Annotated in this window: 15 protein-coding genes; 3 read left to right on the top strand and 12 right to left on the bottom strand. The window is 31.2% G+C overall.

Features of this window, described 5'->3' with window-relative positions; genetic code table 11:
• Positions 1 to 139 precede the first annotated feature (139 nt).
• From ACODSI_RS13325 to ACODSI_RS13275, 11 genes are all read right to left on the bottom strand, one after another.
• A complete protein-coding gene (locus ACODSI_RS13325) occupies positions 140 to 559 on the bottom strand; it encodes a hypothetical protein (RefSeq protein ID WP_488917353.1) in 420 nt (139 codons plus the stop codon).
• A gap of 3 nt (positions 560 to 562) precedes the next feature.
• Positions 563 to 4,153 (bottom strand): DUF6443 domain-containing protein, encoded by a 3,591-nt coding sequence (locus tag ACODSI_RS13320; protein ID WP_488917352.1) that lies wholly within the window; start codon positions 4,151 to 4,153, stop codon positions 563 to 565.
• A gap of 5 nt (positions 4,154 to 4,158) precedes the next feature.
• Positions 4,159 to 7,602 (bottom strand): RHS repeat domain-containing protein, encoded by a 3,444-nt coding sequence (locus ACODSI_RS13315; RefSeq protein WP_488917351.1) that lies wholly within the window; start codon positions 7,600 to 7,602, stop codon positions 4,159 to 4,161.
• Between the two features lie 11 nt (positions 7,603 to 7,613).
• Entirely contained in the window at positions 7,614 to 9,263 is a 1,650-nt protein-coding gene (locus tag ACODSI_RS13310) for a T9SS type A sorting domain-containing protein (protein ID WP_488917350.1), read from the bottom strand.
• Between the two features lie 790 nt (positions 9,264 to 10,053).
• A complete protein-coding gene (locus tag ACODSI_RS13305) occupies positions 10,054 to 11,001 on the bottom strand; it encodes a DUF6371 domain-containing protein (RefSeq protein ID WP_488917349.1) in 948 nt (315 codons plus the stop codon).
• Between the two features lie 298 nt (positions 11,002 to 11,299).
• Entirely contained in the window at positions 11,300 to 12,571 is a 1,272-nt protein-coding gene (locus tag ACODSI_RS13300) for a DUF3987 domain-containing protein (RefSeq protein ID WP_488917348.1), read from the bottom strand.
• A gap of 617 nt (positions 12,572 to 13,188) precedes the next feature.
• Positions 13,189 to 13,464, bottom strand: a complete 276-nt coding sequence (locus tag ACODSI_RS13295) for a helix-turn-helix domain-containing protein (protein ID WP_488917347.1) — start codon at positions 13,462 to 13,464, stop codon at positions 13,189 to 13,191.
• Positions 13,465 to 13,565: 101 nt separating this feature from the next.
• Positions 13,566 to 14,447 (bottom strand): hypothetical protein, encoded by an 882-nt coding sequence (locus tag ACODSI_RS13290; RefSeq protein ID WP_488917346.1) that lies wholly within the window; start codon positions 14,445 to 14,447, stop codon positions 13,566 to 13,568.
• A 30-nt stretch (positions 14,448 to 14,477) separates the two neighbouring features.
• The gene (locus tag ACODSI_RS13285) at positions 14,478 to 15,833 is read right to left on the bottom strand and encodes a tyrosine-type recombinase/integrase (RefSeq protein ID WP_488917345.1); all 1,356 of its coding nucleotides are present in this window, start codon (positions 15,831 to 15,833) and stop codon (positions 14,478 to 14,480) included.
• Positions 15,834 to 16,140: 307 nt separating this feature from the next.
• Complete coding sequence (rbp, locus tag ACODSI_RS13280; RefSeq protein WP_488917344.1) at positions 16,141 to 16,512, bottom strand: RNA-binding regulator; 372 nt, start codon at positions 16,510 to 16,512, stop codon at positions 16,141 to 16,143.
• Between the two features lie 137 nt (positions 16,513 to 16,649).
• Positions 16,650 to 17,402, bottom strand: coding sequence for a DUF6252 domain-containing protein (locus tag ACODSI_RS13275; RefSeq protein ID WP_488917343.1), 753 nt, complete (start codon positions 17,400 to 17,402; stop codon positions 16,650 to 16,652).
• Positions 17,403 to 17,581: 179 nt separating this feature from the next.
• Here ACODSI_RS13275 and ACODSI_RS13270 point away from each other — a divergent pair, with 179 nt between their 5' ends.
• Genes ACODSI_RS13270 through ACODSI_RS13260 form a run of 3 tightly spaced genes read left to right on the top strand, consistent with a single transcriptional unit; the run spans position 17,582 to position 19,489 of the window.
• Positions 17,582 to 18,178, top strand: coding sequence for a 30S ribosomal protein S16 (locus ACODSI_RS13270; RefSeq protein ID WP_488917342.1), 597 nt, complete (start codon positions 17,582 to 17,584; stop codon positions 18,176 to 18,178).
• A 12-nt stretch (positions 18,179 to 18,190) separates the two neighbouring features.
• Positions 18,191 to 18,715 (top strand): ribosome maturation factor RimM, encoded by a 525-nt coding sequence (gene rimM, locus ACODSI_RS13265; protein WP_488917341.1) that lies wholly within the window; start codon positions 18,191 to 18,193, stop codon positions 18,713 to 18,715.
• A gap of 60 nt (positions 18,716 to 18,775) precedes the next feature.
• Positions 18,776 to 19,489: a tRNA1(Val) (adenine(37)-N6)-methyltransferase gene (locus tag ACODSI_RS13260; RefSeq protein WP_488917340.1), complete on the top strand. Its 714-nt coding sequence runs from the start codon at positions 18,776 to 18,778 to the stop codon at positions 19,487 to 19,489.
• Here the strand turns inward: ACODSI_RS13260 and ACODSI_RS13255 are convergent, their stop codons facing one another.
• Complete coding sequence (locus ACODSI_RS13255) at positions 19,490 to 20,311, bottom strand: peptidase associated/transthyretin-like domain-containing protein (RefSeq protein ID WP_488917339.1); 822 nt, start codon at positions 20,309 to 20,311, stop codon at positions 19,490 to 19,492.
• Positions 20,312 to 20,411 lie beyond the last annotated feature (100 nt).

Raw genomic sequence — 20,411 nt, 5'->3', positions numbered from 1 at the left:
AATTAATACTTCAATGCAAATTCATGTTTTTCAGCGGGATAAGTTGCAGTATAATCTGCAATTCAATTAGTTTTTACAATTTTAAATTTTGATTATCAATAACTTTTAAATATTCTCTGTTGACATATTATTACTAATTTTAAAAAGCACCAGTTTCACATTTAATAATTTTATTTTTACTGTTTAATGTAAAAGTTAAAGTTGAGTTTGAACCAGAATCAATAAAATAAAATTTAGATTTTCTATCGACAACATCATATTTATATAAAACCAACTTATCTTCTCTTTTCAAGCTTGGATTATTTAAATCTAGTTTTATAGGTTTATTAATTATTTTTAAAAATTTATTACATCTCAATTTTAAGATAGGTAAATCATTAAATAAATTTAAATTATTATATAAATATATTGTATCCGTTTTTTTATTACAAATAGAATAATGTTTCTCAAATTTTTCTGAAAATACACATTTAAGTAATTTGTCATTATCATTTAATGATGTATTTGATTGAAAATATGATATAACAATCATTGAGAAAATAAAAAATATTTTTTTCATATACTAGTTGTGTTTATTGTTATTTTGTTCAATTATTGGAGTTGGCATAAGTTCTTTAGGTTTTTCCTCAATTATTTGTTCCGTAACTTCTGGATCGAATTTGTTTGTTGATCCTAAGTATGCTTCACCATTTTTATCTCTAAGCCATATTGCAAACTCAATTGCATCACCTGTTTCACGCATGTCACTACCACCATCATGAAGACCATCCATTTCATCTCCATAATGACCCATTTCATGAATTATCAACATATATAATCCTAAATAAGCTTTTAGTTTATCTTGTACATTACAATCACTATCTTGCGAACTTAAGATGTCTTCAACATATTTCAAAGTTGCTTCGTTTAATTCAATGCTGTTAGTTTGCATGTTAGTGTAGCCATTAGCCTCAAGCAAGCCTCCAGGCTGTTTTTTTGACACAATATTTGGACCTTTCCCATTTGTTAAAATTTCTGCTAAAACTTTTTCAGTTAAATTCCCCGGTCTATCCGCATGTCCATATTCTCTTGTGTTATTAAATAGTGCTTCTTTAATAACCTTATTCTTCATTATGTCAGATTTAAGGTTATTTTTTATATATTTTGTTATATTAGGATATTTTTTCGCAAAAGCAGCACTTATGACAAAGTTCCCATCAGGATCAAGCATATTAACAGGGTTATCAAAAGCATAATTATAAGGAGATTTATCTGGATACATACTTGCCAAATTATCCAAATTCATCCATCTTCCCAATGCAGGGTCATAATTCCGTGCACCATAATCATACATGTTTAACTCAATCTCATTCTGCCATTCCTTACCGTTGTATTTATAATTGAAACTGGTCAATATCGAACTACTACCTACTGGTATAATCTTCATTTTCATTTCTTCCTCCTCCTTAACATAAGCTTTGATGTCGCTATTATAATTACTGTGTTTAAGCCCAAAAGGATAGTAATGATTTTCTTCAACAACTTTAAGAACGCCGTTGCTTGGATCGATACCATAGCTCATACGAATATTTCCCAAATGATCAGTGTAGTTGTACACATAATTAAAGACATCGTCTTCGGTTTCAATAGGGATAATTTCAAATTTATTGTTTTTATAACGAATGTGTGATATGTTTACATAGCCTTCAGCTGTAGGGAAAAATTGCAATCCTTTGTCTTTATACTGAAATCCATCCAAATAATCAGTTAGTACTTCACCATGAATGGTATCGTTTACTACTTTTCGCAATTTTCTACCTGTTGCATCGTAAAAGTAATGAATAATTCCTTTGGCTCCAAAATCTATTTCAGTCGGCAAGTTTAGATGATTATACACTATATTTTCAATACCTTTATTTGTGTCTATTTTCATGTTACCATTACTATCATATTTATAATCATCATTAGAATCTAGAGGATCAGTTGCGGTATCATCATTAAAGCCATTGGGGTCAATAGTAACATCGGTTACTTTAACCAACTGGTTAGAATCATTCGGATAGGCATAGGTTAAATTATCAATTCGCAACGTTTGCTGTTGGTCGTCTAGGGCACCATTGCGTTGCAAACTCATGATATTTCCGTTTTTATCATAACTCATACTCTCGTTGTAACTGTTGGTAATACTAACTGGAGCATCGGGTTTTTGATAGAACGAGTTGGTCAAGCGATTTAGATTATCGTATTGGTACCCATATTTACGTCTTACATTGTCACTACTTGTTCTCCAATAGGTCTCCGAAATATTACCATTAAATAGGGCTTTTACACTTCCCGAAACATCATTATCTACTTCATCATAATTGATCTTAAAAGCAAATAAATCCGTCGGTGCATTGGCATTATTTAGATTATTGATGTCATTAATGTTTTTTAGCCAACCTCTGATATTGTAGGCATAATCTACTTTTTGCAAACCAGTACAATTCACAACATCAGTTCCACCCACATTTTTACTGATGAGTTTGCCTAATTCATCATACACATTGTGAGACAACAGTTCTTTAACGCCACCATTAACCGTATGGAAATGCTTTAGTAATCTTCCTTGTGGGGTGTATTCAAATTCTTCACGAACTTTTACTTGATTAGAATCATTATCTTTTCTATGTAAGGTTACAGCATATAAAACTTGACCTACAAAATTATATTTAGTTTCTACATTGGTAAAACCACCCAAATAGTTTTGGCTGTAAGTTGCAAGTGTTCTAGCTTTATTATCATAAAGCAAATACGATAGTGTGGCTCCTGTTTCATTTTCATCGGTAAGCACTCTAACCCAACTGCCTGTTGCTATGCCTTTGGTATTTGATAAAACAGGTTCGCCATAAACACTTTGAGCAAGAGTTATACTGGAGTCAAGAAATGAGTAATCATCATAATAATTAATTGTGAGTAATTTATAGTTACTAGTTGGAGTAACGTTACTTGAATAAATATTTACAATAGAATCAATATTGGAACCTGTTTTAGTTTCATAAAGTTGTGCATTGTAGAGGTTGTAATTATTTTGATAATTTGATCTTGTTTTGCTTTCCATTAGCACATCATAATACAACCACGCTGTATAAGCTACTCTTCCATAGACATCATATTTAGTGATTAACCATCCTGTATCTGTTCCTCCAAATGGAGTAAAAGCTGGTCCAGTAGCTACCACGCGGTCTAATTTGTCATACACTATGTATTCCCATTGTTTGCTAGGTAGTTTTTTTTCTACTAATCTATTGCGATAATCGTATTTGTATTGATAACACAAATTGTCTAGTATATTTTGCGAAATGCCTTGAGTCAAATCAACTTTTGGAGGAATCACATAGGTTAGGTTATCGTATTTATCATAAATGTAATAGGTTTCATGAGCCACACTACTGTTGTACGTTCGTTTTAAGACAACCTTACCCTGAACATCTTTAAATTCTTCTGTGGTATTATTCAATCCATCTGCTTGAACCCAATTTTCGTCTTTGGTAATGGTTTTGTACAATTTGTTTTCTAAATAATAACCATTATCCACTAAAGCACTATCATAAAGATTGGTTGAGGAATTCCAACTAAGGACAACGTTAAACATTTTAACCTCATTTGAATTATTGGTTTGATAATCAAACTTAATAGTATGATCATTATCATCGGTATCATGCCCAATCCAAGAAGCTCCTGGGGCTGCTTGTTTTAATACTCTATTAAGCGGCGAAGCTTCAAAAAACTTTTGACTGTAAGGATTTTGTCCATTATAGTTGGTAGGTAACATTCCAACAGAAGTTCCATCAGAATAATTCAAGGTATTACTGAGTCCATTGTTATCAAATGCTAAACTTCCGTTAGCACTTACATAGGGCAAATACTCTTTAGTTTGTCTGCCAAATGGGTCATATTCTACATGGGTAATAATGTCTTTACCTGTATTAGATTGTTTACCTGCAACCGATTGAACAGGTCTTCCCAATCCATCATAATAGGTTACTTGAACTGTGGCAACAGTATCAGCAGGATTAGAAATTGAAGTAGTTGTTGGTTTTTTATACGTAGTAACTTTAGTATAATTTTGACTCTGTGTTTGTCCAATTGATAGTATTGGAAACAAAACTAAAATATATAATAATTTCTTCATGGCTATTAGTTTTGTGGTTTATAATTACGGTCAAACTCTTGAACGATATTGCCATCGTTATCCCGAATGGCTTTTAACTGATGTGAGGCATCATAATCATAATAAATTACTTTACAATTAGACGCCACAATACTTAAAATCTGATTAGTGACCGCGTCATAATTATAAACCGAAATCAACGCTTGCGGATATTGTGTGATAAAAGCACAGGCATTACTTAAATTGGGCTGTGTTGGAATATTTAATATAGCAGAATAATTTTCAACTTTTGCCACTACTTGATTTAAAGCATTATAAAAATACTTGGTTTTAGTACCATCTTTTAATGAGACTACAGTAGGATTACCCTTTACGTCGTATTCAGAAAAAACAACTCTGTCTTCCAAAGGATTATTGCCTTTAGAGGTTTGGATTATTTCAGTTAGTATCTGAGTATTATTGTTCCAAGAATTATATAAAGTACGTTGTGTAGAAAGCAAATCGTTGTTTTCATATTGTTGAACTTGAATTGGTGAAGCAATACGATTTTGATCTACTAAAGTAGTGTAAGCATGTACTTGACTATTAGTCAACCCACTTAAAGAAATTGCATCAGTGGGATAATAGTTTTTAGTCTTTAAAATTCTACTATTATCACTTGTAGTGACAGTAGTTTCAATTGGGAGACCTCGCAAAGCTCCATAAACATTACTTTGAGTTGTAATTACTTTCTTAACATTAGTAGGATCTGGGTAATCAGAAAAATTAAATGATAGTTCTTGTTCCAACCCATAAAAATCATAATTATAGTTTGGCATTTCGCATTGACTGAAATAATAACTTTCAGTAATAGAATTCAATTTAGTGTTAAATGATTTAGTAAGATATGCTTTGATGTAATAATTTGAAGAAATCATCATTGGGTCATTTATACCATTATAAAACTCTAATACTTCATATACTTTTCTACCTACTATATTAATGTATGATTTATTAACTATTTGATCAATATTCTCATAATTATAATCTTTTTGTTTTTTCTTGTAATACCTAGTACCTCGTTTCTCAAAATCAATTTCTTGAACTAAATCTCCACTTATTATATTTTCATTGTTTAATTTGTTGTAGAATCTATTTGTTGAAATATCTGTTGGATATTGAGGTGCAGATAATGGGCTTAATTGATTTCCAATCTCAGGAACAATTTTGTTGTAAATTTTTTGTGTGCCTCCATTTTCGAAATCATCACCTCCATAACTAATTGTTACAAATGGATAAACCGTTCCATCTGTTGCAGAAAATGAATTTTGAACTGCATTTGAGTTGATATAACTGTAATAGGCTTGATCAGTCCAAAAATTGACAACACAAGTTGCATCAGGATTATCCGTTGATTTATGTTTACCACGATAATTTGACATTCCATAAGTTATTAATCTTGGTATAGATTCAAATGGGACATTTTCTGGATTTAAATAAGTATTTACTTTATTTACGGGAACATAATAATATCTTTTTACAGTTGCAACCACATCAGGAGCCGTTTTATCAATCACTCTTTTAACCCTAACTCCTTTGCCATCTACCACTCTATAACTTGTAAATAAATCGAAATTAAATCTCACATTTAGAGGTGAAGAGGTGCAATAGGAAGTTGTATTTAAAAAAATCACACTAACCCTATAGTTTTTGTTTTTTAGGAATGTAAACGGAAATATTGCTGTTCCTCCTTGGTAACCTATTTGTTGATCAAAAGTTGTAATATTAGTTTGACTACTTTGAGAAGATAAATCTTCAATTATTAGTCTTGTCTTTAAATTATGGTTTGGTAAAGCACAAATACTATCTCTTGATAGAACAACTTCAATATTTACTAACTGATCTTCAAAAATTGGATCTAAATTATACCAATGTTCAAAATCAACGTCATATCTTGGCACATGATTATTTGTTAAATCAGCACCTGTAGTACTAAGTATTGCATTACCTGTGTAATGAGTATACACTTTTTCTTTAACAGGTATTCCTTCATATTCAAACTCGGTAAACCCTTTTGTTGGATATATAATTCTCTTTAAGGTTCCTTTCTTTGCATATTGAAAATTAGGCTTCCTTTTTGCTGTTAAGTAATTGTAGTTAGAATTGTTAAAAGTATTAATATTCAATTGTGGTAATGAAGAAATATTATCTTCTTCACCATTATAATATCCATAGTAATCCTGAGCATAGGATAACCTATCTGGTAAACCTTCTATATCATCATAAACAAGACTGTATTCTTCATATTTATTTTGCAACCCATTAATAATTGCAATATTCTTATTTATTGATACTTTGCTTAAGAAAAAACGTTTACTAAAAGAACTAGACTGATCAGATCCTAAATATTCAAAATCAACTTCTTTTATAATTGATAATCCATTTTGAATATTTATTTTGTTTAATATTTTATGAGAATTCCCTAAGTTTTTATTTTCTGACATAAAATCCACATAAAATGGAGTATCAGGACTATATATTTTTTTCAAATATTTGCTACCACCTTGTCTTGTTGTAACAACAATTTCTTCTGTTTTTTCAGATGGTAGTGGAGGTGGACTACAATCGTAATTAGTCTGAGTTGAGTATGTCATAATGCCATAATTCCTCGATTTGGCTATTGTATTTATTGCGCCAACTCCTGCATCATATTCAAACAAGATTGTTCCATTTACTGGATGTTCAATTTTTGTCAAATAATATGCTGTAGCCATACCACAGGAAGAGCATGGGTTTGCACTTGTTCCGACTTCAGTTTCAATAGCATTAGCACCTCCGAAATAATATTTTACACCATCTGGTGTAGTAATAATAAACTCCTGATTATTTAATAAAGTTCCTACTATAGTTATTTTTAATTCTGAATCATTTTTTACCAAAGTAGGTTGAAAATTATTATCTAAGAAGAAACTACCTGAGAAACCATTAAAGTTGAAATTAAAAATATCAGCCTCACTATCAAACATAGGATTTTCAATAATATTAATAATATTATTGGCTGCTACCGTACCATCTTCTCCTGAATTAGCTGGAATATTATCTAAGACAATTCTGTTAGATTGACCGTATAATTCATCGGCTAAATCATTTATTGTTCTTGTAATAACACCACCAGATCGAAGCACCCAGTTTATTCCTGTCCAAGTACACGATTGGTCTACTTTAACTCCACTTCCGGAATACTCTAGAGAAATAGGTAAACTTAAATTACCAGCTTTATATTCATAAATTGGGATATTAGCATTGATCATCCCTGTAAATTCATTAACAGGGATATCTCCATACTTGGTCATCTCAAACGAATGAGGTGATGGTGGAGTGAAATTTGGCAATGCTACATTGTTATTTGTTGGACTTGAAGTAGTACTCTGACCACTAACCAATCCAAAATTCAATAAAATGACAAGTATTGTTATATATCTAACTTTCATATCTAAATTCATTAATTCTTAGTAATTCCTTTAATAATCTTTACCCCTTCTGAGGTTTCTTTACCTTGGTAGTTGGTTTTGAGGTTCACAATATAAATTCCTTCGGGAACTGTGCTCAAATCTACAGGAACCGTTTTACTATTGATTTCAAAAGTTTGCAACACGCGTCCTGCCAAATCAACAACTGTGGCGGTTCCGTTGTCAAACTCATACCCAATCACAATATTTGTAAACCCTTGAGTAGGATTAGGCGAGGCTTCCAAGTTCAGTTTGACTTTCTCTGGTTTTTGCTCGTCTTTGAGCTTAACCACCCAAAAGTCATTTTGTCCAATGGCACTATTTTTATCTCGTGAGGCTTTCGCATTAGAAGTCCCTGTCATTAAATACCCTCCATCTCTAGTTTCAATTACTTTTTTCAAGATATCAGTTCCATCACTTCCTACTATTGCGCTCCATAGTTCTTCTCCTGAGGCACTCACTTTCAAAGCAATAAAATCATCAGTGCCTTTTTTCATTTTTGGAGCTGCTTTCGAGTTTTTACCTTTGGCTTTGATACTCATTTCTCCTTGAGCAAATCCTCCCAATAACAACGTATGGTCTTCATTCTCTACCAAAGAAGTTAGTACATCAACCTTTCCAAAATTGTAGGTTTGTTGCCAAAGCATTTTACCGTTTTCATCAAGTTTTACTACCCAAAAGTCCGTACCATTTTCATTACTCTTGCTTTTCTCATTGCTAGTTTGTGAGTTGGAGTTACCGCCCAATACATATCCTTTATCATAGGTTTGATACACCACATACAACTGGTCGTCTTGATCACCGCCAATGGTTTTTTGCCACTCAACAGCGCCTTTTTTATCTATTTTGACCACCCAATAATCTCCAATACCTTTATTATTTTCAGTTTTAGTTCCAGATTCAGGTGAGTTAGAATAACCACCTAAAATATAACCACCATCTTTAGTTTGCGATACACTGCGAAGCTCGTCACTATACAGGCCGCCATACGATTCTTGCCACTCTATTTTTCCCTTAGAATCTAATTTTACCACCCAATAATCTAAATTACCATAACTCTTTGCCGTTTTTTCATCACTCGTTGTGGTCTTTTTTTCAACAGGTTCAGAGCTGCTAGAACCTGCTACTAGATAGCCTCCGTCCGTAGTTTGCAAAATACTTTGCAACTTATCTTGTCCACTGCCACCAATAGTTTTTTGCCATTCTTGAGAACCTGTAGCGGTGAGTTTAATAATCCAAAAATCTTCACCACCTTTGGAGTCCGCTTCCTTATTAAATCCTTTATTAGAACTAGAAGTTCCTGCTAAAATGTATCCTGCATCTTTAGTAAGCGCAATACTTTGCAAAAAGTCGCTACCTAAACCGCCAAAATTCTTTTGCCAATCCAAATCGCCATTTTCTTTCATCTTCCAAATCCAATAATCCAAATCGCCATTATTGCCTTCGGTTTTGTTTCCTGTCTTTTTAGACAGCGAACTTCCTGCTAAAATAAATCCGTAATCGGGTGTGGGCTTGGCATCCATTAAATAATCCGAATGCTTACCGCCATAGCTTTTCTCCCATTGTACTTTTTGGGAAAATAAAGCGGTACAGCTACTACTCAAGGTAACTAACAAGCTGAGTTTGATTAAGTGGTACTTCATAGATAAAAAAGGGTTATATTAAATTTTATAAAAATATTTTATTGTACTGGTATTGGTATTATCTAATTATTATTTTTCTATCAAAATGTGAAATGATTTTAGACAAAATGGAAAACTAACTAAAAATCAATTTGCTGACTATGTAAAAATGTACTCTTGTTATCAATTATTGACTTTAATTTTAAAAACTATAATGTTATAAAATTTCTTTTTGATACCTAATCTTAAAAGACACTTCATCTGCTTGTTTTATACTTTATTATAGTTCAATAATCAAGTTTTAATTACCAATCGTTTTATTTCAAATGTATAAGAATTAAAAAAATAAACAGGTAAGCAAAAAGTGTACATTTTTAATTATTTTTCAAATCTAACACAATCGTTTTTTACCCATACACGTAGTTTTACGTGTTTTTTATTTTTCTCAAACATATCCGTTTGTGTTTGAGCAAAAAAATATTTTCCCTATGAAAACTCCTAATCAATTCTAGGAAAAACCCTAATGCTTATTTCAAGAAAAATCACTACACGATTTTTTTATTTTGCCACAAACCTAAAGATTGAACTTATACTAATTTTACACTTTAAGTGTAAATAATGTTAAAATAAAAGTTTCAAACATATTGCTTTATGTAAAACAAAACAATCCGTATTTACACGGATTTTTTGAGATAATTTTTAATCGAAAACCAATCCGTATATGCCTATAAAACAAATAATTCTTTGAATTAAATTGTTGTTGACTAATAGATTAATGTTTTTTAACGAACAGATTTAGACTTTTAAAAAGTTATAATATCATTTTTCTAAAAACATCTTCTAAATCATTGTTGTAGCTATTTTCATTTTTAAGTTGCTCATCTGTTTTGCCGTTTGTCATATCCCATATTTTGGCATTAATTCCAAGAGAAATTAAAAGTTGTATTTTGTTTAAAATTATCTTTACAGCATTTTGGCTCATATCAGGAATTATAAGAACGTTGTGACCAATTAAAGGTTTCAATTTATCATTTGTCAAACCATTAATACCGCCATAAGCTACCCAGACATAATGAGGAAATAAAATATAGCCTACAATGGCTGTTTTTTCACTTTCTGTTAGCACGATTATTTTTTTTGATTTAATGGTATCATAAACCAAATGTTCACCAAATAAACAATTAAAATAACCCTGTTCATTTTTGTAGGGAACTTTAAATTTATTGGTTCTTTTACCATTTAGATCGTAATAAGCGACTTTTACTTTTTGTACTTTTAAATTAGAGTTGATACTCCAAAACAATACCCCACTATCTCGACTTGTTCCTAAAGCATAAGTTTGTTTTGCATCTTCTGTTTTTTGGTTGCCGTAAGTCTTTCGTAAATACTGCAAAAGATTGTTTTCGGGAATGATTTTGTAGTAATCCCAAATAATAGATTCATCAATGAACTTTTGAGAAATGGCTTGATTTAAAGAAATCTTTTGCAACTCGTTTTGAGTTTCTTTTTGTGGCATCAAATAAACCGATTCAAATTTATTTTGTGTATCGTTCCAAAAAAACTCGTTTGAATGCTCATCGATGTATATCGTTGGGGGTAATGTTGTTTTACCACAAGAATGACAATAACCATAAAAATCATTTAGATTTTTATAGTTTACAAATTTACCATCTGTATTTTTTTTGTTACAACAAGGCGTAATTAATTTATAATTTCGTTTGATGTCAAAAACAAGCTTAATTTCTTTTTTTTGTAACATTTTTTAAAATATTTTTTTGCAACCTGCAACTTGCAACTTTTATAAAAAACCTTGCAAGGCATTAATTTTACTATATCTTCAGGGGTTTTCACTCAAAAAAACGAGTTGCACAACATCTTATTTTTTATGCTTTTTGTGGCTTTTTGTTTTTTTATAGGAGCAAAATTATTTTTTAGCAGTTAAGTTGTTTTTAAAACCCTGTGCAACTCGATTTTTTTGTTAAAATCTTTGTTAAGCATTGATTTTATTATATCTGCAAAGCTTTTTTTTCTTGGTTGCAAGTTGCAGGTTGCACAAATTAATTTTTCCATTTTCTTGATATTGTTGATTTATTCAATCCCGTAATGGCTACAACATCTTTTTGAGTAGCATTGTTTTTAATAGCCATTTTTATAATGTCATCTATGTTTGTTGTCCTTTCTTTTTGATGTATGTTTTCTTCTAAAACAATTTTGAAATTTGTAAAATAAAACTCCAATATGTTAATTGCAATTTCAATAGTTTCAATACTGATTTTACTCTGAAAACTTTGTCTTTTTGAATTTAAAATTAGATGTGTTAAAAGGGCTATTTTATGAATGTTTATAAGCATTTTTGAAATATACTCCTTGCTTAAATCATTGGTTGTATTTTGGAGATTAATTAAATCTTGAGAATAATCAAATAGACGTTTGTGTGCAATAGTTTCAATCTCTATTCTTAAATCGTCCATTTCAAAAGCATTTTCAATTTCAGTTCTATAGTTTAATAGGTTGATTAGTGAATTGGAATAGTTTTGAAAAACATCATTTGAAATATCATTAATTGATAATTGATTGTTTACCGTTAGCTTATTAGTGAATAATATTCTATCAATAAATCCACTTTCTATATTTCCATCAGCAAACAATTTGGGTACAAATTGATGTTGAATAGAACCCAGCAAGGTTGGATATGATTTTTCGATTCTAAAACTTTCTGTTGTTTTACGTGAAATATCGATATATTTATTGGTATTTCCCTGTAAAAGGAAAGTTCGCCAAGCTGTACCCTCTGTACTTTTTTTATTTGCCATTTTCTCAATTAAAAAATAAAGTTCATCAATAAAAATTCCGATAGAATAGGTGTTTTTATAGTGGGTATAAATTGCGGATTCAATGGTAGCATCTTGAATAAATAATTGCTTTCTATCTATTTTTTCCAGCTCGTCTAGTTCTACATTATCTTTTTTGAACTCTTTATATTTTTGATTGTCATACTTAACTAAAGGTTGTGTTGCTAAATCCATTGCAGGGGATTTACTATCTCCACGACTTCCAATAATGGCAAAATACAAGTTAGAATAATTAACATATCCCATTGCTTTTATAGAAAATGCCAGACCACAAGCATTACTAAAAGCAAATAGTATCGAACTAAACAAATATTCTTTGGGGATTCTTTTTAATTCAAAAGCTTGGCTTATTAAATCTTTGATTTCTGTAGGCATTTTAGATAGTATTTGCTCCAACTGACAAACCGCAATTTCTTTATTGGTTTTAAAAGCATTTTCAATTTTACAATCAATATCTTTTAGGTTGTTTATTTGCATCGCTATTGATTTTTAGAGATAGAATTTTATTCTATTGGTTATGTTAATTAATTATTTTTTGTCAAAAAAAGCATTGCAATACAATTGCAATTTTTACTCAATTTCATTGCAAGACAATTGCAAGACAAATTTCAAGGGTTGATTTTGCTAGGCTTTTGATGTATTAACTTTAAAATTTTATTTAATTCTTAATTGCAATTGTTTTGCAATATCATTGCAATGATTCTTACTTGTACAGAATTTACTATTTGATAATTGATAAGTTTTTTAGTAAGCAAATTGATATTTTAAAATACACGATTGATTATATTCAATTCTAAATCAATCCATACAAACCCTATAAAATAAGGGATTTTTTAACTATTGAATTGATGGTTTTCAATCGGCAATAAATCCATAATCAATCTCTGATTCATATGAAAAAAAACATTGCAATAGCATTGCAATTTTTATTGAAAAGCATTGCAATTATTTTTGAATTTCATTGCAATACCATTGCAATGGCTTATTTTATTGATGTTTTAAGAATTGATTTGTTTTGTTTTAAACAAAAAACACTTGCAATACCATTGCAATGATTTTTTGAAATTGCAAAACAATATTTTTAGCTGTTTGATTTATTGATTCAAATGTTTAACAGCTTGTAGTACTTCGCTTTTTTTGTAATACACTCTATTACCCAATCCTAAACTTTTAAGTTTACCCGATTTGGTGTGCTTCCAAAGTGTTGTTTTGTTAATAGATAAAAGTTTGCAAACTTCCTCTCTTGTTAGAAGTTCGCTTTGTGGCTCATCATTAGATTGATTTGCTGTTTTTTGAGGTTGCAATAGTGGTTTAAGTGCCTGTGCAAGTTCCTCAACTGTAATGCCGTTTAATAAAATTGGTGCATTCATAGTACTTATTTTTTTATGATTTATAAGTACAAAGGTGTGTCTGTATGAATGCCCATTTTAGACCTTAATTTTCCCTTTTTGGGGAAATAAACCCCAATGAATTAGGATAAAACACTTTCAAAGACAATATTGAAGTTGTTTTGTCTTTGTGTGCTGTAACTTTTAGTAAGTGATTTTAATTTTGAATAAACACAATACTCGTTATATCTTTTTTCTGTAATTAGTTTAAAATCTGAAAATATGATTTTCATAAAATCATTGTCTTTGTGATAATAGATAAGTTTTTCTTTCTCTAATCTCTTTTTAAGATAGGAGTAGTCCGTATAAAAATCTAAAATATGTTTTTGATATTCTATAAAGTAATTATACACGGCTTCACTTTTAAACAATGATAAAACAATATTTGGATTGATTGAGTGATTTTCGTCAGATGTAATACCTAATCCTGTATAATCTATATAATTGTCAGTATATAATTTTCGATGCAATTTTTTAAATATTGGTGTATGGTCTAAAAGTAAACCTCTATGGTATCGTATTTCAAAATCATTAAAGTCATCTAAATCATACATCATCTCAAATAATCGAGAATTGTTAGACAACAATCTTGAAATTTCATTTACTACTTCAATTATTGCAATACTTTTTATCAGTTTAATATAGTTGTAATCTTTGCCAAGTTTTGAGAAATCAACTTTATCAAAAGCTTCCTTGAGTTCGTTTGCAAAAATCTCCTGCTCTGGATCAGTTTCATAAAAATTATAACGCTTGTTAAAAAGTGAATGCAATTCTTTTAATATTTCACTTTTTTCTATTTCATGTGTAGCCTTAAAATCATTACTCAAATACAACCGAATGGAGTTCAAAGTATCTCCATAAGTTCTTTTTTTTCTTTTACGTTTTACAAAAAAATGTTTTATTAAAAGCTCCGCTTTATCGTAGTACTTTGTGTAAAAATCGTTATATATTTTTGCGTAATCCATTGTTGATTTTAAAGGTCGTTTTTTAATGTATTAACTAACGTTATTTTTAACAATTTCCATCACAGGCGTTTTTTCTTTAGGGGTTAATTTGCTGAAATACTCTAACATTTGATACGCATTGTCATAGGTGGTTTTTCCGATATAGTTTAAAAACATTTTTTCTGTTCCGTGTGCTGTAATATTCATTAATATCGGCGTTGGAATGCGTCCATAAAAGTTTGTTGCAAACGAACGTCTACAAATGTGTGAGGTAACCAATTCGTGTTTTGGGTAGTTTCCTAAAACATTTAAGCTAATTTTTTCATCAATTAATTTACCTGTTCTCTTTGAAATCACTTTGTTTCCTGTTTTAGTTGTTACTGATTTACTACCTTTAATAGTTTGGTTAAGACCAGCTGTCTTGCAAATACTTTTAATAAACATATTAAAATATGGCAATGTTACTTTATACGGTAAACCATCTTTTATAATTTCTAAAGCTTCAGGAAGTAATGGTATAGCAACGAGTTTTCCAGTCTTTTGTTGCTTGAGTTCAATTATTTTCATAGTTCCCAAGTCTTTAATGTTTTTATCAGTTATATTTAATAAATCACCACCTCTTTGACCAATTAAACATCCTAATAAAAGCCATTTTCTAGCATTAATTAGTGATGGGTTTAATAACACTATATTTTTAATTTTCTCTTGTTCCTCTTCACTTAAAACAATGATTTGTTCGGGCGATTTATTCTCTGAAATAATTTTGATATTTTTTAATTGTGAAGAGGTTTCAATATCATTTTTATAGGCATCGTTGCAAATGGTTTTAACATTGGCGATATTTTTACCAACATAATTAATCGCATAGCCTTTACTAAAAAGCCACATTTTGTATTTTTCAATAAATTGCAAATCAATATTTTTTATTAAAATACTTTTATCATTTAAGGCTTCTTTTTGATAACGAATGATTGTGTTTTTAAATAAATTTAAAGCCCTAATACGTCCTAAACTCAATCCTGTTTCTCTTTTTTGATTGGTTTTGTATGGAGCTTCTTTAATGTATTTATCGATGTAATTGGTTAAAATATCAAGTTCAACAATGGCAACTTTATTGTTGAAAATATCAATTTGCATTTGTAACCAATCTCCTGTAAGTTCAATCCCTTTTCCAATAGCTTCATTATGAGCATCACTGATAAATAAAGCTAATTTATCTAATTTGGATTTTATGATTTTTAAATCTTCTCTACCAGTTTTGGGTAATCCTTTATCAATGCTCCAATCTTTTGCACTAATAACAAGTCCTGTTTTGCGTTTTAAAACGGTAGCTCTGTTTACAGAATAGCGAACATAAATATTGGATGTTTCGCTTTTACTTTGAAGTAAAAATTTTATCTTAGCCATTATTTTGCTTTTTACAATAAAACAAAGATAATGAATTAGTCAACATTTAGTCAACAAAATGCAAATTTAATGGAGTTTTGATGAATCTAGGTGAATTGAAAAATACGTAAATACACATAATATGAGTTGTTTAGGTATTTTTTGATTTATGCAAATAATACAGGTTGAGTCCTGATTGAAGGAAATGCCGCGCATGACGAAAAGCAGGAAAAAGGATAGCTGATAAGTTCCAAGCCTTTCGCTGTTAAGAATAAAAAAAACCATCCGAATTATCGAATGGTTTCTGTAGTATAATAAGTTTGAAAAACTAGTATCTTCCTCTGTTACCGCCACCACTGTTTCTATCGTTGTAGCTTGAACCACCGCGAGAATTACCACCACCATTGTAACCACCACCACTTGGACGGTTGTTTGAAAAAGATCTTCTTTCTCCTTCTGGTTTTGGTTCTGATTTATTAACTACAATTGTACGTCCTTCAACTGAAGCACCGTTCAATTCAGTTATTGCTTTTTCAGCTTCTTCATCGTTTTCCATTTCAACAAAACCGAAACCTTTACTTCTTCCAGTAAATTTATCAGTAATAATTTTAACAGAACTAACCGATCCGTACACTTCAAAAGACTCTCTTAAATCTGCTTCCTCAATACTCCAAGGAAGACTTCCAACAAAAATATTCATAATTATTTTTTAAAATTCCTGTCAAAGATAGGTTAAATAAAAACGTAAACTACTATGAATTAGGTTTTAATTCTTTTTTTAACACAAAAGCCATTCGAAATTCGAATGGCTTTTGTATAGTAGTATCTTAAATTCAATTAGGGAGCTGCTAAAACAGGTACTTTATAGAAGGTTCCGTATTGAAAATTTACCAATTCACCTCCGTCTGGATTTCCACTAATATTAGCGGCATTGAACTTGAAATTTCCAGAAACAGTACCGCCTGTATTTTCGGTAATCACGATTTCACCATTACTTCCTTCTACGTTCAAGACTTTGACTTTTGCGTTATTACTACCTCCTACAATCGTAATTAAATCACCAGCTTTATATCCATTTCCTGGAGACGCTACTTTTACAGATGTTACTGCACCTGATGCATTGGTGATTACAGACAATGACAAACCCGAACCCGAACCACCAGTAGTTTGGTGTGAGTTAGTGCATGTATATTGACCTCCAGACAAAGTACAATCAGAAACATAACCCGTTCCTCCTGCTGTCATTGCGGCACTCATATTTGCTACTGGACCAAAAATAAGAACCGTTTCATAACTAAGATTAACATTATTGAACGATGAGTTATATGACGCATTAGTTGCAAGAGCTGTTGTACCAAAATAATACGTTCCTTTTGCAGAGTTAGCAACATCTATGGTTACATCTTCATCTTGTGCTAGAGCTACTAATGACAATGCACCAGTAGAAGCAGACTTGTAGGCTTTAACATCAATACCTCTAAACAACAAACCATCTCTGTAGGCTTGAAAACCTGGGTTATTAAACTTAACATCCTCTTGACAAGAACTGAACAATACTAAAACTGCGATTAGGGAAGCTATCTTTTTCATTTTTAAAATTTCATTTACAATTACAAAAATAGTTTTTTTACTGAATTAGCATAGTTTTTTTAACTAAAAATCGATTAAAAACAATTTTTCCGCAAGGTATTAGTTTGAATCAAAAAGTTTTATATCTTTGCACCCTTAATTAACAGAGGTCGTGTACCTCAAAATTTAATCACAAGATTATGTCAGTAAAAATTAGACTACAAAGACACGGTAAAAAACAAAAACCTTTTTACTGGATCGTAGCGGCAGATGCTCGCGCAAAAAGAGATGGTAAATTCCTTGAAAAAATCGGAACTTACAATCCAAACACCAATCCTGCTACTATTGAATTAAACCTTGACCAAGCAGTTCAATGGTTACACAATGGTGCTCAACCAACAGATACTGCAAGAGCAATTCTTTCTTACAAAGGCGCTTTATTAAAACATCACCTAGATGGTGGCGTTCGTAAAGGAGCTTTAACACAAGAACAAGCGGATGCAAAATTAGCGGCTTGGATTGAAGAAAAAGCGGGTAAAGTAGATGCTAAAAAAGACGGATTGTCTAAAAAACAAGCAGATGCTAAAGCTAAAGCATTAAAAGCAGAAAAAGAAGCTAACGAAAAACGTGTTAATGCTGCTGCTGAAGCTGCAAAAGCATTAGAAGCTGAAGCTGCTGCTGAAGAAGCAGTAGAAGAAACTACAGAAGAAGTTGTTGCAGAAGTTGCGGCTGAGGAAACTCCAGCGGTAGAAGAAGCTCCAGCTGCTGAAGAAGCTAGCGAAGAAACTGAAGCGTAATTTAGTGCGATAATGCGTAAAGAAGATTGTTTCTACCTAGGCAAAATCGCTAAAAAATTTAGTTTCAAGGGAGAAGTTCTTATCTATTTAGATACGGACGAACCCGAGTTATATGAAGATATGGAATCAGTTTTTGTTGAATTCAACAAAAACTTGGTTCCATTTTTTATTGAAAATAGCAACTTACACAAAGGCGATTTTCTTCGAGTGAAGTTTGAAGATGTTGATGATGAAGCAGAAGCTGATGCCATTATGGGTTGCGAAATTTACCTTCCTTTAAACATGCTCCCAAAACTAGAGGGCAACCAATTCTACTATCACGAAGTTATCGGATTTGAAATTGAAGACCAACGCTTGGGCGTTTTTGGGAAAATTGTCTCCATAAACGATACTTCCGCACAACCACTTTTTGAAGTTGTTAATGGAAATGTAGAAATTCTTGTTCCAATGATTGACCAGTTTTTGGTTAAGATTGATCGAGAAAACAAAAAGGTCATTATGAATTTACCAGAAGGTTTAGTCGAAATGTACCTTTAAGAAAGTTACTTTGGTTATTTGTGTTTTTGTTTATTTGAAAAACCCGCTTCGATAAACTTTATGTCTACTTTCAATTTCAAACAATTTAGTGTTCAACAAGACCGATGTGCTATGAAAATTGGCACCGATGGCGTTTTGCTTGGTGCTTGGTGCCCTATTGACAATAATCCGTATGCTGTTTTGGATATTGGTGCGGGTACCGGAATTCTTTCGTTAATGTTGGCACAACGCAGTAATGCTGAGCAAATCGATGCTTTAGAAATTGACGAAGAAGCTTACGAACAATGTGTCGAAAATTTTGAAGCTTCTCCTTGGGGCGATCGATTGTTTTGTTTTCATGCCGGTTTGGATGAGTTTGTTGACGAACCCGAAGACGAATACGACATCATTATTTCCAATCCGCCATTTTATTCTGAAGATTTTAAAACCGAGAATTCCCAACGTGATTTAGCACGCTTTCAAGATGCCATGCCTTTTGAAGATTTAGTTGAAGCTGCGGATTTGTTATTGTCTGAAAACGGCATTTTTGCGGTAATCATTCCCTTTAAAGAAGAAGAAAAATTCATTGATTTATGTGCCGAAGTCGAATTATTTCCAGTGAAAGTTACTCGAGTAAAAGGATCGCACAACACCCCAATTGTGAGAAGTTTGTTGGCTTTTAAACGCTACGAGCTTTCAGTTTTAACGGCGGATGAATTGGTTATTGAAATCAATCGTCATGAATATACCGATGATTACATAGAATTAACAAAAGCGTTTTATTTAAAAATGTAACTAATCTGTGAGTTGCAACTCTACAGCTACGGAATAAACCTCATTTTTATTCCATTTATCATCTTTGAAATACCAGGTATCTTTATAACCATTCGAATAATCTACAGCTATTAATGGCTCATAAATAAAAGCATTCGGGTTGGTCGTATTTTCTGCATACAACTTATTTTGCTCTAACAAAGGATGTTGAATTACTATAAAAATTCCTTCTTTTGGAAACTCTATATTCCATTTATTCAAATCAATTTCTGCCACATGAGTTCCTTTTTTGGGATTCAATATAATATTTTCGGTATTGATTAATTCACTCGGTATTCCATTTTTATCAACCGAGTAAATCAGAACCATTAATTTTCTATTTTTGGCACTTGAATATACCGAAAAACGAACTTTACTCAAATAACAAACTTCTTTCTTTTCGTTTTGAAAAAATTTTGCGACCATCCCTGTTTTGCTATCCCATTGAACTCCATAACGTGTATCACCTCTATTTGCTTTACCAAGTTTTAGTTTTTGTTCAAATTTACGTTTCGCAATAACTACCTCATCGAGAGCAATGGCACTTTGCTGCAGTCTTATTTCCTGACTCATTTTAACAATAGTATCATTATATCCTACACACGTAATCTTGAAAAAATGACCAAGGTCTTTTGTGTCAACTTGAAAAACACCGAGTGAATCGGAAGTTTTGTACAATACTTTATCTTTCCAAATATTAGCATAGGATACAGGACTGTTGGTTACTTTATCTCTTAATGATATTGGTGTTTGGCTATAAAGACTACAGCTTGTAAATAGTAAAAAAAATATAAATTGTTTCATTTAAATATGGAAATTTTTATTAAAAATACTGAATTTAATCTTACCAACGTAAAAACATAAAAGACTTCAATTTAAAGATGTAGCCCTAGCCCAGATTAAG

Source organism: Flavobacterium sp. FG139, assembly GCF_057809695.1.
Note: the sequence above shows the minus strand (reverse complement) of the source record. Positions and strands in the feature narration are given on the sequence as shown.

Excerpts from the sequence above, each read along its gene's own strand:
- ACODSI_RS13285 (WP_488917345.1), bottom strand. The coding sequence starts at position 15,833 with ATGGCTAAGATAAAATTTTTACTTCAAAGTAAAAGCGAAACATCCAAT.
- ACODSI_RS13290 (WP_488917346.1), bottom strand. The coding sequence starts at position 14,447 with ATGGATTACGCAAAAATATATAACGATTTTTACACAAAGTACTACGAT.
- ACODSI_RS13260 (WP_488917340.1), top strand. The coding sequence starts at position 18,776 with ATGTCTACTTTCAATTTCAAACAATTTAGTGTTCAACAAGACCGATGT.
- ACODSI_RS13325 (WP_488917353.1), bottom strand. The coding sequence starts at position 559 with ATGAAAAAAATATTTTTTATTTTCTCAATGATTGTTATATCATATTTT.
- ACODSI_RS13255 (WP_488917339.1), bottom strand. The coding sequence starts at position 20,311 with ATGAAACAATTTATATTTTTTTTACTATTTACAAGCTGTAGTCTTTAT.
- ACODSI_RS13315 (WP_488917351.1), bottom strand. The coding sequence starts at position 7,602 with ATGAAAGTTAGATATATAACAATACTTGTCATTTTATTGAATTTTGGA.
- ACODSI_RS13275 (WP_488917343.1), bottom strand. The coding sequence starts at position 17,402 with ATGAAAAAGATAGCTTCCCTAATCGCAGTTTTAGTATTGTTCAGTTCT.
- ACODSI_RS13300 (WP_488917348.1), bottom strand. The coding sequence starts at position 12,571 with ATGCAAATAAACAACCTAAAAGATATTGATTGTAAAATTGAAAATGCT.
- ACODSI_RS13295 (WP_488917347.1), bottom strand. The coding sequence starts at position 13,464 with ATGAATGCACCAATTTTATTAAACGGCATTACAGTTGAGGAACTTGCA.
- rbp (WP_488917344.1), bottom strand. The coding sequence starts at position 16,512 with ATGAATATTTTTGTTGGAAGTCTTCCTTGGAGTATTGAGGAAGCAGAT.
- ACODSI_RS13320 (WP_488917352.1), bottom strand. The coding sequence starts at position 4,153 with ATGAAGAAATTATTATATATTTTAGTTTTGTTTCCAATACTATCAATT.
- ACODSI_RS13310 (WP_488917350.1), bottom strand. The coding sequence starts at position 9,263 with ATGAAGTACCACTTAATCAAACTCAGCTTGTTAGTTACCTTGAGTAGT.
- ACODSI_RS13270 (WP_488917342.1), top strand. The coding sequence starts at position 17,582 with ATGTCAGTAAAAATTAGACTACAAAGACACGGTAAAAAACAAAAACCT.
- ACODSI_RS13305 (WP_488917349.1), bottom strand. The coding sequence starts at position 11,001 with ATGTTACAAAAAAAAGAAATTAAGCTTGTTTTTGACATCAAACGAAAT.
- rimM (WP_488917341.1), top strand. The coding sequence starts at position 18,191 with ATGCGTAAAGAAGATTGTTTCTACCTAGGCAAAATCGCTAAAAAATTT.